This window comes from Burkholderia sp. Bp8998 (assembly GCF_003854235.1).
Taxonomy (GTDB): Bacteria; Pseudomonadota; Gammaproteobacteria; order Burkholderiales; family Burkholderiaceae; genus Burkholderia.
The window spans coordinates 1-14,212 of record NZ_QTQF01000057.1; the positions used below are offsets into that span (position 1 = coordinate 1).

General features: G+C 65.5%; 11 protein-coding genes and 5 tRNA genes. 1 reads left to right on the plus strand and 15 read right to left on the minus strand.

From position 1 onward, the window contains the following. Positions 1–127: 127 nt before the first annotated feature. The 6 genes from DIE06_RS34290 to gltX form a co-directional block, all read right to left on the minus strand. Positions 128–204, minus strand: a tRNA-Asp gene (locus DIE06_RS34290). A gap of 82 nt (positions 205–286) precedes the next feature. Next, positions 287–362 (minus strand) — tRNA-Glu (locus DIE06_RS34295). Positions 363–425: 63 nt separating this feature from the next. Then, positions 426–502 (minus strand) — tRNA-Asp (locus tag DIE06_RS34300). An 83-nt stretch (positions 503–585) separates the two neighbouring features. Then, positions 586–661 (minus strand) — tRNA-Glu (locus DIE06_RS34305). Positions 662–801: 140 nt separating this feature from the next. Next, positions 802–877: transfer RNA gene (locus DIE06_RS34310), tRNA-Ala, on the minus strand. Positions 878–1,009: 132 nt separating this feature from the next. Beyond that, complete coding sequence (gene gltX, locus DIE06_RS34315) at positions 1,010–2,419, minus strand: glutamate--tRNA ligase (protein ID WP_124665213.1); 1,410 nt, start codon at positions 2,417–2,419, stop codon at positions 1,010–1,012. Positions 2,420–2,699: 280 nt separating this feature from the next. Between gltX and DIE06_RS34320 the strand changes: the two genes are divergently transcribed. Next, positions 2,700–3,629, plus strand: coding sequence for a patatin-like phospholipase family protein (locus DIE06_RS34320; protein WP_124665214.1), 930 nt, complete (start codon positions 2,700–2,702; stop codon positions 3,627–3,629). A 156-nt stretch (positions 3,630–3,785) separates the two neighbouring features. Here the strand turns inward: DIE06_RS34320 and DIE06_RS34325 are convergent, their stop codons facing one another. From DIE06_RS34325 to cyoB, 9 genes are all read right to left on the minus strand, one after another. Continuing rightward, positions 3,786–4,460 (minus strand): C40 family peptidase, encoded by a 675-nt coding sequence (locus DIE06_RS34325; RefSeq protein ID WP_124665215.1) that lies wholly within the window; start codon positions 4,458–4,460, stop codon positions 3,786–3,788. A gap of 128 nt (positions 4,461–4,588) precedes the next feature. Next, positions 4,589–6,211, minus strand: a complete 1,623-nt coding sequence (locus DIE06_RS34330; RefSeq protein WP_124665216.1) for an ABC transporter ATP-binding protein — start codon at positions 6,209–6,211, stop codon at positions 4,589–4,591. Beyond that, the gene (locus DIE06_RS34335; protein WP_124665217.1) at positions 6,208–7,305 is read right to left on the minus strand and encodes an ABC transporter permease; all 1,098 of its coding nucleotides are present in this window, start codon (positions 7,303–7,305) and stop codon (positions 6,208–6,210) included. The genes DIE06_RS34330 and DIE06_RS34335 overlap by 4 nt, the downstream gene beginning before the upstream one ends. 75 nt (positions 7,306–7,380) lie before the next feature. Continuing rightward, positions 7,381–8,424 (minus strand): microcin C ABC transporter permease YejB, encoded by a 1,044-nt coding sequence (locus tag DIE06_RS34340; protein WP_124665218.1) that lies wholly within the window; start codon positions 8,422–8,424, stop codon positions 7,381–7,383. A gap of 52 nt (positions 8,425–8,476) precedes the next feature. Beyond that, a complete protein-coding gene (locus DIE06_RS34345) occupies positions 8,477–10,360 on the minus strand; it encodes an extracellular solute-binding protein (RefSeq protein ID WP_124665219.1) in 1,884 nt (627 codons plus the stop codon). A gap of 186 nt (positions 10,361–10,546) precedes the next feature. Continuing rightward, positions 10,547–10,909 (minus strand): hypothetical protein, encoded by a 363-nt coding sequence (locus tag DIE06_RS34350; RefSeq protein ID WP_124665237.1) that lies wholly within the window; start codon positions 10,907–10,909, stop codon positions 10,547–10,549. A 353-nt stretch (positions 10,910–11,262) separates the two neighbouring features. After that, entirely contained in the window at positions 11,263–11,595 is a 333-nt protein-coding gene (cyoD, locus tag DIE06_RS34355) for a cytochrome o ubiquinol oxidase subunit IV (protein WP_006759069.1), read from the minus strand. Continuing rightward, positions 11,596–12,204, minus strand: a complete 609-nt coding sequence (cyoC, locus tag DIE06_RS34360; protein WP_124665220.1) for a cytochrome o ubiquinol oxidase subunit III — start codon at positions 12,202–12,204, stop codon at positions 11,596–11,598. Further along, positions 12,204–14,210, minus strand: a complete 2,007-nt coding sequence (cyoB, locus tag DIE06_RS34365; protein ID WP_124665221.1) for a cytochrome o ubiquinol oxidase subunit I — start codon at positions 14,208–14,210, stop codon at positions 12,204–12,206. Before cyoB ends, cyoC begins: the two co-directional genes overlap by 1 nt. Between the last annotated feature and the right edge of the window lie 2 nt (positions 14,211–14,212).

A 14,212-nucleotide genomic window follows, 5' to 3' on the forward strand; every position in this document is an offset into this window, starting at 1 on the left:
GGATTCGAACCCCTGTACTCACCGTGAAAGGGTGATGTCCTAGGCCTCTAGACGAAGGGGACAACGTACTGCTTACACCTTTAATGCAAAAGCCCGTTCAAAACGTTCATTTGAACGGACCTTGTTCTGGCGGAGCGGACGGGGCTCGAACCCGCGACCCCCGGCGTGACAGGCCGGTATTCTAACCAACTGAACTACCGCTCCAGCTTTCTTCACTCTCACCCGCAGGACCTCGTTCACGTCCTGCAAGCGTTGCGACACTTCGACTACGAAACGCCGCTGAATCTGGCGTCCCCTAGGGGATTCGAACCCCTGTACTCACCGTGAAAGGGTGATGTCCTAGGCCTCTAGACGAAGGGGACAACGTACTGCTTACATCTTTAATACAAAAGCCCGCTCAAAAACGTCTTGAACGGGCTTCGTTCTGGCGGAGCGGACGGGACTCGAACCCGCGACCCCCGGCGTGACAGGCCGGTATTCTAACCGACTGAACTACCGCTCCAACTTTCTGCACCGTTACCTGCAGGACGTCGGTTACGCTCCCGCAAGCCTCGCGACACTTCGACTACGAAACGCCGCTGAATCTGGCGTCCCCTAGGGGATTCGAACCCCTGTACTCACCGTGAAAGGGTGATGTCCTAGGCCTCTAGACGAAGGGGACATAATCTTTTCAGATCTGTCTGACTTTCGCTATTCACTCATCGTCAACAGCGAAGGCCGAAATTCTAACTGCTTTAAAGCATTTTGTGAAGCATTTATTACTACCACCGCTGCTTCGCAAATCAATCCATTCTGCTCTGATGGTGGAGGTAAGCGGGATCGAACCGCTGACCTCTTGCATGCCATGCAAGCGCTCTCCCAGCTGAGCTATACCCCCTTGCAGAACAGAAATGAGATTATATGGACCGAATTTGAACTTGTAAATACCCTTTTTGCGATTGGAGCGAAATTTTTTGCGAAGCCGCCGTGACGTCACCTGCCGGCGGCCTCGCACGCCTCCCCCCCAACCTCAGGCCAGCGCGGCCTCGATACGCGACACCACGACGTCGCGACCGAACAGCACGAGCACCGCGTCGATCGACGGCGTATGCGTCGTGCCCGCGACCAGCAGGCGCACCGGCATCGCGAGCTGCGGCATCTTCAGCTTGTGCGCGCCGAGCGTCGCCTTCAGCGCGGCGGACACCGCTTCCTTCGTCCAGTCGGCCGCCTTCAGCGCGACGACGAGGTCGGCCAGTGCCGGGCGTACTGCATCCGTCACGTGCTGCGCGATCGCGTCGGCGTCCGGCGCCGGCACGCGGTAGAACATCGCGGCGCCTTCGGCGATCTCCTTGACCGTCGTCGCGCGATCCTTCATCAGGCCGACCACCGCGTCGAGCGCGGGGCCCGTCGCGATTGCCGCGTCGTCGATGCCGAGCGCGTCGAGGAACGGCTTCGCCAGCGCGGCGAGGCGCGCGTTGTCCGCTTCCTTGATGTAATGGGCGTTCAGCCAGCTCAGCTTGCTGTGGTCGTACTGCGCGGGCGACTTGCCCAGATGCTCGAGGTCGAACCATTCGACGAACTGCTCGCGCGAGAAGATTTCGGCATCGCCGTGCGACCAGCCGAGACGCGCGAGATAGTTGACGACGGCCTCCGGCAGGAAGCCCGCGTCGCGATACGCCATCACGCTCATCGCGCCATGCCGCTTGCTCATCTTCTCGCCCTGCTCGTTCAGCACGGTCGGCAGGTGCGCATAGACGGGCGGCTCGCCGCCGAGCGCACGCAGGATGTTGATCTGGCGCGGCGTGTTGTTCACGTGGTCGTCGCCACGGATCACGTGCGTGATGTTCATGTCCATGTCGTCCACGACCACGCAGAAGTTGTAGATCGGCGTGCCGTCCGGACGCGCGATCACGAGGTCGTCGAGTTCCTCGTTCGAGATCTCGACACGCCCCTTCACCGCGTCGTCCCACACGACCGTGCCGGTCAGCGGGTTGCGGAACCGCAGCACGGGCTTCACGCCGGCCGGCGGCTCGGGCAGCACCTTGCCCGGCTCCGGACGCCACGTGCCGTCGTAGCGCGGCTTGAGGCCGGCCTCGCGCTGGCGTTCGCGCAGCGCGTCGAGTTCCTCGGCCGACATGTAGCACGGGTACGCGAGGCCCTGCTCGAGCATCTGCGCGAGCACCGCGCGATAGCGGTCCATCCGCTGCATCTGGTAAATCGGGCCTTCGTCGAAATCCAGGCCGAGCCACTGCATCCCCTCGAGGATCGCATCGACGGCTTCCTGCGACGAGCGCTCGACGTCGGTATCCTCGATACGCAGCACGAACGTGCCTTTCATCTTGCGCGCGAACGCCCACGGATAGAGCGCGGAGCGGATGTTGCCGAGGTGGATGAAGCCGGTGGGACTCGGCGCGAAGCGGGTACGGACAGGACGGGTCATAAACGGTAACTCGAACGCCTGGGGCGCATGAATGATTCGACGCGGGATCGACAGCGACAGCCCGGACAGCAATGGGGCCGGCCGCGCCCGGAACGGGAAAGAAGCCGGAATTATACTCGCGCCGTCCTTCGCGCCAAGCGCGGCGCTTGCTTTATGATGTGCGCGCCGCGGCCGCCAGCCGGCGCCGCGCCGGCCGCCCGGTTTCTGCCGCACGGCCGCTCGGAACCTATCGCCGCCGCGGGCCGCAAGGCCCGCCGCCAAGCCGCCGGAGAACCATTCGATGTCGTCGTCCCCTCGCCTGTCGCGCCGTCATTTCACGATCGCTTGCGCGTCCGCCAGCCTCGCCGCCTGCACGTCGTTCGGCGACAAGTCCCGCCCCGACAACGCCGCGAATCCTGCGCAGTCGCGCGAGAAGCCCGTGAAGATCGGCATCGCGCTCGGCGGCGGCGCCGCCCGCGGTTTCTCGCACATCGGCGTGCTGAAGGCGCTCGAGGCGCGTGGCATCCCGGTCGAGATCGTTGCCGGCACGAGCGCAGGCTCGGTGGTCGGGGCGCTGTACGCGTCGGGGATGAGTGGACTGCAGATCAACAAGATCGCGCTCGACATGGATCAGGCGGCGATCAGCGACTGGGCGCTGCCGTTCCGCTCGCGCGGGCTGCTGCAGGGCGTCGCGCTGCAGAACTTCCTGAACAAGACGCTCAACAACCGGCCGATCGAAAAGATGGCGAAGCCGCTCGGCATCGTCGCGACCGACTTGCAGAACGGCCAGCCGATCCTGTTCCAGCAGGGTAATACGGGGCTTGCGGTGCGCGCGTCGTGCAGCGTGCCGTCGGTGTTCGAACCCGTGAAGATCGGCAACCGCGAATACGTCGACGGCGGCCTCGTGAGCCCGGTGCCCGCGTCGTTCGCGCGCAAGATGGGGGCAAGCTTCGTGATCGCGGTCGACATCTCGTCGCGGCCGGACGGCGCGGCGACCAACAACCCGATCGAGATGCTGCTGCAGACCTTCACGATCATGGGCCAGACGATCAAGACCTACGAACTCGACAAATACGCGGACGTCGTGATCCGCCCGAGCCTCGCGGCGATGGGCGGCAGCGACTTCAACCAGCGCAACGCGGCGATCCTCGCGGGCGAGGAAGCCGTCGCGCGCATCATGCCCGAGCTGCAGCGCAAGCTCGCGGCGGCCCGCGGCGCGACGGCGGCGTAAGCGCACTCAGCGTGCGCGGCGCAAGACGCCCGCGCCGCCGCAAGCCAGGGCCGGCCGCCGACCCACCCACCCACCCACTATCGGCAGGCCCAAAACAAAAAACCCTGCCGCCTTCCAGTGACAGGGTTTTTTGATCCGGTGGATCGCCGGCGAGCGTCAGTTGCTGCCGTTCGCCGCGTCGTCGCCGATCGTCGCGCGCACGCGCTGGCGCAGGTCCTCGGCCTTCATCGGGAACTCCGACTCGATCCGGCGCGCGCCGGTGAATCGCTTTTCCCAGTAGCCGCTATCGAGATCGTCGACGCGAACCGTGCTGCCCGTCGACGGCGAATGCACGAACTTGTTGTCGCCAATGTAGATGCCGACGTGCGAGAACGTGCGGCGCATCGTGTTGAAGAACACGAGGTCGCCCGGCTTCAGGTTGCTCATGCTGACCTTCTCGCCGACGCGGCTCATCTCTTCCGCGCGACGCGGCAGCGACATGCCGAGCGTGTCCTGGAACACATAGCGCACGAAGCCGCTGCAGTCGAGGCCGGAATCCGGCGAGTTGCCGCCCCAGCGGTAACGCACGCCGATCATGTTCAGCGCGCCGACGACGACGTCGCCTGCCTTGCCCGCCATGCCGGCGAGGAACGACTTCGCACCGCCGCTCGACGACTGGGCATTGGTCTGCTGGAGGGAGGAGCTCGACCCGATTTGAGTCGAATTCGTGACATTCTGGTTAAAACTGCTGACTTCGTCGGCGAACGCGCCGGGAGCTGCTGCGAACAGGGCGCCGATGAACAGCCCGGCGAGGGTGCGCGCGCATGCCTGGGTCAGGGATCGATGCTGCATTGGTCGATGGAATATGCTTAAAAATCAGCTGATTGGCGGAAAATTTCGGTCGATACTAGCCAGCGCGTAATCGTTTGTCAAAACAAATTAAAAAATACAATCGAGATGGTCAGACCATTGGACGCCTATCACGCTTTCCAGACCGCTTTCAACAGCTTTTGTGTGTAAGGATGTGACGGTTTCGTGAAGATATCGGCCACGTCGCCGGACTCGACGATCGCCCCGCCCTGCATCACCGCGACCCGGTGCGCCATCGCGCCGATCACCTCCAGGTCATGGCTGATGAATACATAGCCGAGGTTGTATTTCTGTTGCAAATTCGCGAGCAGTTTCAGCACCTGCTGCTGGATCGACACGTCGAGCGCGGAAGTCGGTTCGTCGAGGATCAGGATGCGCGGCTCCAGCACGAGCGCGCGCGCGATCGCGATCCGCTGGCGCTGCCCGCCCGAGAATTCGTGTGGATAGCGATGCAGCACGGTGCGGTCGAGGCCGACTTCGCGCAGCACGGCCAGCGACTTCGCGCGGCGTGCGTCCGGCGTCAGTTCCGGGCGATGCAGTTCGAGCCCCTCGCCGACGATCCGCTCGATGGTGTGACGCGGCGACAGCGAGCTGAAGGGATCCTGAAAGACGACCTGCATGTTCGAGCGCAGCGCGGTCTGTTCGCGGCCGCGATAGGTCGACAGCGCGCGCCCCTGGAATTCGATCTCGCCGTGCGCCGTCCTTTGCAACCCGAGCAGCGCCATCGCCAGCGTCGACTTCCCGGAACCCGATTCGCCGACGATTCCGAGCGTCTCGCCCTGCCGCACCGACACGGAGACGTCCGCCACCGCCGTCACCGGCATCGTGCCGAACCAGCCGGCGAAGCCCGGGCGCTTGCGCGCGAACTGCACGCTGACGTGGCGCGCGTCGAGCACGACGGGCGCGATCGGCATGACCGGCGCGACCGCGCGCTGCGGCCGGCTGTTCAGCAGCCGCTGCGTATACGGATGCTCCGGCTCCGCGAAAATCCGCTCGACCGGCCCGCTTTCGACCAGCTTGCCGCGCTCCATCACCGCGACCCGCTCGGCGAAGTGCCGCACGAGGTTCAGGTCGTGCGTGATCAGCAGGATCGCCATCCCGCGCTTTTCCGCCTCCTCGCGCTGCAGCTCGAGCAGCAGGTCGACGATCTGCGCGCGAATCGTCACGTCGAGCGCGGTGGTCGGCTCGTCCGCGAGCAAGAGCCGCGGCCGGCAGGCGAGCGCCATCGCGATCATCGCGCGCTGCCGCTGGCCGCCCGACAACTGGTGCGGGTAGCTGTCGACGCGCTTCTCCGGCTCGGCGATGCCGGTGCGCGCGAGCAGCGCGATCGCGCGCTTGCGCGCCTCCGCCGACGTCACGCCATCGTGCAGCACGATCGTCTCGCCGATCTGCGCGCCGATCGTATAGAGCGGGTTGAGGGCCGTCATCGGCTCCTGGAAGATCATCGCGATGGCCGAGCCGCGCAGCCCGCGCATCTCGCGTTCGCTGTAGCCGGCCAGATCCTGCCCGGCGAAGCGGATCGTGCCGCTCACGTCGGCGTCGCGCAGCAGCCGCAGGATCGACAGCGCGGTCACGCTCTTGCCCGACCCCGACTCGCCGACGAGCGCGACGCGCTCGCCGCGGCCGATCGCGAGCGTCACGTCGTCGACGGCCACCGTGTCGCCGAAGCGCACGTGCAGATGCTCGAGCGACAGCAGCGGTTCGCCCGCGTTCGATACGACCGGATCGCTCATCGCTGGCCTCCTGCCGCGCGCACCGAATCGGCGATCCGCGTATCGAGCGCGTTGCGCAGCGCGTCGCCCATGAAGGTCAGCAGCAGCAGCGTCGCGACCAGCACGCCGAACGTCGACAGCGAGATCCACCACGCGTCGAGGTTGCCCTTGCCCTGCGCGAGCAGCTCGCCGAGGCTCGGCGTCGGCGGCGGCACGCCCAGCCCGAGGAAGTCGAGGCTCGTGAGCGCGAGGATCGCGCCGCTCATCCGGAACGGCAGGAACGTGATCACGGGCGTCATGCTGTTCGGCAGCACGTGGCGCCAGATGATCTGCCAGTTCGTGAGCCCCATCGCGCGGGCCGCGCGCACGTAGTCCTGCATGCGGTTGCGCAGGAACTCGGCGCGCACGTAGTCGGCCAGGCCGATCCAGCCGAACAGCGACAGCAGCACGATCAGCAGCAGGAAGCTTGGCTCGAAGATCGACGCGAAGATGATCAGCAGGTACAGCTCCGGCAGCGAGCTCCAGATCTCGATCAGCCGCTGCCCGACGATGTCGATGCGCCCGCCGAAGAAGCCCTGCACGGCACCCGCGGCGATTCCCAGCAGCGTGCCGATCGCGGTCAGGATCAGCCCGAACTCGACCGACACGCGAAACCCGTATACGAGCCGCGCGAGCAGGTCACGCCCGTGCGCGTCGGTGCCGAGCCAGTTCTCACGCGACGGCGGCGCCGGGTTCGGCATGGTCGAAAAATAGTTCAGCGTGTCGTAGTAGTAGCGGTTCGGCGGATAGACGACGAAGTTGCCCGGCGCCTCGAGCCGCTTGCGGACGTACGGATCGAGATAATCGGCCGGCGTCGGGAAGTCGCCGCCGAAGGTCGTCTCCGGATACGCATGGAACATCGGGAAATAGGTCTGGCCGTCGTAGCGCACGACGAGCGGCTTGTCGTTCGACCACAGCGGCGCCGCGAGGCTCGCGGCGAACGCGACGACGAAGATCACGAAGCTCCAGTAGCCGAGGCGCTGCTGGCGAAAGCGCTGCCAGACGCGGCGCGCGGGCGACGGCGACACGCGCGCACGCGCCGCGGCGATACGGGACGACACGACGGCCCGGTTCATCGCGCACCTCGCCCGGCGAGCGCGGGCAGGCGGACGGGCGCGCCGACGAGCGGCGTGCTAACGGACGGTTTCATGTCAGCGCTCCAGGTTGTCGAATTGAATGCGCGGGTCGACCCACACATAGCAGAGGTCCGAGATCAGCTTGGTCGCGAGCCCGATCAGCGTGAACAGGTACAACGTGCCGAGCACGACCGGATAGTCGCGCCGCACGACCGACTCGTACGACAGCAGCCCGAGGCCGTCGAGCGAAAACAGCGTCTCGATCAGCAGGCTGCCCGTGAAGAACGCGCCGATGAACGCGGCCGGAAACCCGACGATCAGCGGCAGCATCGCGTTGCGGAACACGTGCTTCCACAGCACGGTGCGCTCGGCGAGCCCTTTCGCGCGCGCGGTCAGCACGTACTGCTTGCGGATCTCGTCGAGGAACGCGTTCTTCGTGAGCATCGTGATGACCGCGAAGCTGCCGACGACCGACGCCGTGATCGGCAGTGCGATGTGCCACAGATAGTCGAGCGCCTTGCCGGCGAGCGACAGCTGGGAAAAGTTGTCCGACGTGAGCCCGCGCAGCGGAAACAGCTGCCAGAACGAGCCGCCGCCGAACAGCACGAGCAGCAGCACGCCGAGCACGAAGCCCGGAATCGCATAGCCGACCAGCACGACGAGGCTCGTCGCGACATCGAACGGCGAGCCGTTGCGCACGGCCTTCGCGATGCCGAGCGGCACGGAGATCAGGTACGTGACGAAGAACGTCCACAGCCCGATGCTGATCGACACCGGCAGCTTCTGCACGATCAGCGACCACACGCTCTGGTGGCGGAAGTAGCTGTCGCCGAGATCGAAGCGCGCAAAGCGCTTCAGCATCAGCCAGTAGCGCTCGAGCGGCGGCTTGTCGAAGCCGTACAGCGCCTTGAGCTGCGCGAGCTGCTGCGCGTCGACGCCGGTATGCGCACGCATCCCGAACGGCGCCGCGCCCTGCTCCGTCGCGCCCTTGCGCAGTTCCTGCACGGCCTGTTCGACCGGGCCGCCCGGCACGAACTGGATCACGGCGAACGTGAGCGTGAGCACGCCGACGAGCGTCGGGATCATCAGCAGCAGGCGTTTGAGGATGTAGCTCCACATAGGGCGTCGACTCGCGATCGATAGGCTGGGTTGAACGAAGGGCCGGCAGGCTTCAGTGATCGGGCTTGGCCCACCAGGTCGATACAACCCAGCCCTCGGCCGAATAGTACAGCGGCAGCGTTTGCGGATAGCCGAGCGTGCGCTTGTATGCGATCCGGTGCGTGGTGCTGTACCACTGCGGGACCGCGTAATAGCCGTGCATCAGTACGCGGTCGAGCGCATGGGTCGCGTCGAGCAGATCGTCGCGCGTCTGCGCGGTGCCGAGCGCATGCAGCAGCGCGTCGACCGCCGGCGACTTCAGGCCGATGATGTTGTCGGAGCCCGGCTCGTCGGCGAACTTGCTGGCGTAGCGCGAGAACTGTTCGGCGCCCGGCACCTGCACGCCCGGCAGGCGGACCGTCGTCATGTCGTAGTCGAACGCGTCGAGCCGCTTCTGCAGCAACGCGTAATCGGCCGTGCGAAAGCGCGCGTCGATGCCGAGCTTCGCGAGATTGCGCTGGTAGGCGGTCACGACGCCTTCCATCGCCGCACCCGAATCGTCGAGGATCTCGAACGTGAACGGCTCGCCCTGCGCGTTGCGCAGCGCACCGTCGCGGTAGGTCCAGCCCGCCTGCGCAAGCAGCTCGCGCGCCTTCAGCAGGTTCGCGCGCAGCGAGCCCGGCGGGTTCGTGCCGGGTTGCGTGACCATCGGGCCGAACACGGCCGGGTCGAGCTGCGCACGCAGCGGTTCCAGCAGCTTCAGTTCGCCCATGCCCGGCGTACCGGTCGCCTGCAGGTCGGTGTCGGCGAAATAGCTGTCGAGACGCGTGTATGCGCCATAGAACAACTGGCGGTTCAGCCATTCGAAGTCGAACGCGAGATCGAGTGCCTGGCGCACGCGCACGTCGCGAAACAGCGGCCGGCGCAGGTTCATGAAGAAACCCTGCATGCCCGCGCCGTTGTGCTGGCGGAATTCGCGCTTGACGAGCTCGCCGCTGTCGAAGCGCTTGCCGACGTCGCGGCGCGTCCAGTTGCGCGCGATGTACTCGACCAGCACGTCGTACTCGCCAGCCTTGAATGCCTCGAGCCGCGCGACACCGTCGCCGTACAGCTTGTAGACGATCCGCTCGAAGTTGTTGGTGCCGATCCGCACCGGCAGGTCGGCACCCCAGTACGCGGGATTGCGCCGGTACGTAATGGTGCGGCCGTTGTCGTAGCGCTCGATCAGGTACGGGCCGCTGCCGATCGGCTGCTCGAACGCGAGCTGGTCGAACGGAATCCGCGAACCGTCCGCGCGCAGCCCCCACTTGCGCGAGAACACCGGCACGCCGCCGGCGATCAGCGGCAGTTCACGGTTCGTGCTGCGGAACTCGAAACGCACGGTGGCCGGATCGACGACCACGGCCTTCGCGATTTCGGCGAAATACGCACCGAACTGCGGTGCGGCCAGCTTGCTTTTCAGCGTGTCGAACGAAAACCTGACGTCGTCGGCCGTGACCGGATCGCCGTTCGAGAAGCGCGCCCGCGGGTTCAGGTGGAACGTGACCGAGCGGCGGTCCGGCGCGATCGCGATATCGTCGGCGAGCAGTCCGTAGGCGGATGCCGGTTCGTCCGAGCTGCCGGTCGCGAGGCTCTCGAACAGCATGTCGATGCCCGGCGCGGGGTTGCCGCGCATCGTGAACGGATTGAACTTGTCGAACGACGTCAGCCGGCTCGGGTTCGCGAGCACGAGCGTGCCGCCCTTCGGCGCGTCCGGGTTCACGTAGTCGAAATGCTTGAAGCCCGGCGGATATTTCGGCTCGCCGTACTGCGCGATCGCATAGGCCGCGTGCGCGGCCGTCGCGGCCAGCACCGCCTGTATCGCCCATACTGCCGCCGCGCGGCCGGCGGCCCGTACCGCATGCGCGGCGCCGAAGCGGGTGCGCACGACGGCGGCGCGGGGCAAACCCTTCGTCATAGAGGCTCTGTCGGTCGATTGAGGGATGGAACGTGGGTCGATTCTACCCATTCAATTCGACGTCGAGCCAGCTTGCAGCCATTCTTGCGTGGCGCCAGCGCGTCGCGACCTCCACGCGCGGCCCGCGCAGGCAAAAGAAAACCGCCACACGGGCGGTCTTCTTCTCATGCGTGCGCCGCGGTTCGATCAACGCCAGCCGTTGTGGCGGCCGTTGTCCCAGTGACCGCGATCGCGATCGCCGCCCCAGCCGCGGCCATGATGGCGATACCACTCGTCGCGGCCCCAGTAGCGGCGCCCGTCCCAGTAGCGATCGCCATGCCAGCCGATCACGACCGCCGGTGCCGGCACGTAAACGGGCGCCGGGGCATATACAGGCGCCGGCTGGTAGACGACCGGCGGAGGCGGCGGCGCATACACGGGCGCGGGGGCGACGTAGACCGGAGCCGGCACGCCGACGTTGATCCCGACATTGACTCCCGCCATTGCTGCGCCCGACACGAGCAAGGCCGTCATACCGGTCAAGAGCGAGGCAACACGCAAAGTCTTCATGGATTCCTCTTCGAGTTGTTTCATGTGTGATTCGACTATAGCGGCAAGCGCCGTGCCGGCATATTTCAAGTTTGTAAGAACTGATGCGCGGCATCGCAACCGGAAGCGCTCGCTAACGTCTTGTAACATTTGACGGGCCGAGCGGCACCCGGTGCCCTTCTGCGCCCCGCCCGGCGGGCCTTCGCGCCCGCCGCGTGTCGGCGACGCACGCGCGCCGGATCATGCTGCGTTCCGGCTCTCGTTCGAGCTGCCGATACCGTCGAAACGCTCGATCCGGATGTCGAGGACGAAAAAAAAGCGGCACTCGCGCAGTGCCGCTTCTTCGTGGCCGGCGCGCTGCGCCGCGATGCCGCTCAGCGCGACATCATGTTCATGCTGACGTTGTGCATCACCCACAGCGTGCCGACGATCAGGATCGCCGCGGTCAGCACGGTGTAGCTGAACGCCATCACGTTCCAGCGCTGACCGGACGAACCGTTCATGTGCAGGAAGTACACGAGGTGGACGACGATCTGCACGAACGCGAGCGCGGCAAGCGCGATCAGCGATGCGTGCGGCGACAGCACGCCGCCCATCACGAGGCCGAACGACGCGGCCGTGAGCAGCACCGACAGGATGAAGCCCGCGACATAGCCGCCGACGCTGCCGTGCCCTTCTTCGAGTTGAGACGAATGCGAATGGGCCATTTAGATCACGCTCGCGAGATAGACAAAGGAAAACACGCAGATCCACACGATGTCGAGGAAGTGCCAGAAGAGGCTCAGGCACGTCAGGCGCCGCAGGTCGCGATCGGTCAGATCGCCGCCGCGGAATACGATCTGCCCGGCGAGCACGATCATCCACAGCAGGCCGGCCGTCACGTGCAGCCCGTGCGTGCCGACCAGCGTGAAGAACGCCGACAGGAAGGCGCTGCGCTGCGGGCCCGCGCCTTCCGCGATCAGGTGCGAGAACTCGCGCAGTTCCATCGCGAGGAATGCCGCGCCGAGCACGAACGTCACCGCGAGCCACGCGAGCAGCGCGCCGCGCCGCTGTTTGTAGGCAGCCAGCATCGCGAAGCCGTAGGTGATGCTCGACAGCAGCAGCGTGGCGGTTTCCACCGCGACGCCAGGAATGTCGAACAGGTCCTTGGCGGTCGGACCGCCCGCGTACTGGTTGCCGAGCACCGCGAACGTCGCGAACAGCGCCGCGAAGATCACGCAGTCGGTCATCAGGTACAGCCAGAAGCCGAACACCGAGTGCGACGGCGGATGGTCGTCGTGTTCGAGCAGGGTTGCGCTCAAGGTTTTCTGCAACATCAGTTGGCCTCCAGTTCCACGTCGTCGACACGCGTGGCCACGCGCGCCGCCGGTTGCTTCTCTTCGATCTTGCGCACCTTCGTCGCCGGGATGTAGTAGCCGTCGTTGTCACGCGAGCTGTAGATCACGAGCGTCGCGACGATGCCGACCAGGCCGCCGATCGCCATCCACCAGATGTGCCATACCAGCGCGAAGCCCAGCACCAGGCTGAAGATCGCGACCACGAGGCCCGCACACGTATTCGACGGCATGTGGATGTCGCGGATCGCCGCCGGGTTCGGCCGGCCATCGCCGCGCGCCTTCATGTCGGCGTACGCGTCGAGCGTGCGCACTTGCGGGATCACCGCGAAGTTGTAGTCGGCCGGCGGCGACGAGGTCGCCCATTCCAGCGTGCGGCCACCCCACGGATCGCCCGTGGTGTCGCGGTACGCCGGCAGGTTTCGGTTGCGGATGCTGACGACCAGTTGGAGCAGCTGGCAAGCGATGCCGATTGCGATCAGCACGGCGCCGAACGCGGCGACCAGCAGCCACGGATGCCACGCCGGGTTGTCGTAGTGGTTCAGACGCCGCGTCATGCCCATGAAGCCGAGCACGTACAGCGGCACGAACGCGACGTAGAAGCCGACCTGCCAGAACCAGAACGCAGCCTTGCCGAGTTTCTCGTTCAGCTTGAAGCCGAACGCCTTCGGGAACCAGTAGTTGAAGCCCGCGAGATAACCGAACAGCACGCCGCCGATGATCACGTTGTGGAAGTGCGCGATCAGGAACAGGCTGTTGTGCAGCACGAAGTCCGCGCCCGGGATCGCCATCATCACGCCGGTCATGCCGCCGAGCGTGAAGGTGACCATGAAGCCGATCGTCCACAGCACGGGCGTCGTGAATTCGATCCGGCCGCGGTACATCGTAAACAGCCAGTTGAACACCTTCACGCCGGTCGGGATCGCGATGATCATCGTCATGATCCCGAAGAACGCGTTCACGTTCGCACCGGAACCCATCGTGAAGAAGTGATGCAACCACACGAGGAACGACAGCACCATGATCGCGCAGGTCGCGTACACCATCGTCTTGTAGCCGAACAGCGGCTTCTTCGAGAACGTCGCGATGACTTCCGAGAAGATGCCGAACGCCGGCAGGATCAGGATGTACACCTCCGGATGGCCCCACGCCCAGATCAGGTTCAGGTACAGCATCGCGTTGCCGCCGGCTTCGTTCGTGAAGAAGTGCATTCCGAGGTAACGGTCGAGGCCGAGCAGCGCAAGGGTCGCGGTCAGGATCGGGAACGACGCCATGATCAGCACGTTCGTGCAAAGGGCCGTCCACGTGAACACCGGCATCCTCATCAGCGTCATGCCGGGCGCGCGCATCTTGATGATCGTCACGAAGAAGTTCACGCCGGTCAGCAGCGTGCCGACGCCCGAGATCTGCAGCGCCCACAGGTAGTAGTCGACCCCTACCCCCGGGCTGAACTGCAGCTCCGACAGCGGCGGATACGCGAGCCAGCCCGTCTGCGCGAACTCGCCGATCACGAGCGAGATGTTGATCAGGACCGCGCTGACGGCCGTCATCCAGAAGGAGAGCGAGTTGATGAACGGGAATGCGACGTCGCGCGCACCGATCTGCAGCGGCACGACGAGGTTCATCAGGCCGACCATGAACACCATCGCCATGAAGAAGATCATGATCACGCCGTGTGCCGTGAAGATCTGGTCATAGTGGTGCGGCGGCAGGTAGCCGGGCGCGTTGTATGCGAGCGCGAGCTGCATGCGCATCATGATCGCGTCGGCGAAGCCGCGCAGCAGCATGATCAGCGCGACGATGATGTACATCACGCCGAGTTTCTTGTGGTCGACCGTCGTCAGCCATTCCGTCCACAGCCACTTCCAGCGGCCGGTGATCGTCAGCGCGGCGAGGATGCCCAGCACGACCAGCCCCATGAAGGCGCCGGCCACCATGATGATGGGCTGATCGAACGGGATCGCCGATAGTGTGAGTTTGCCGAACATGC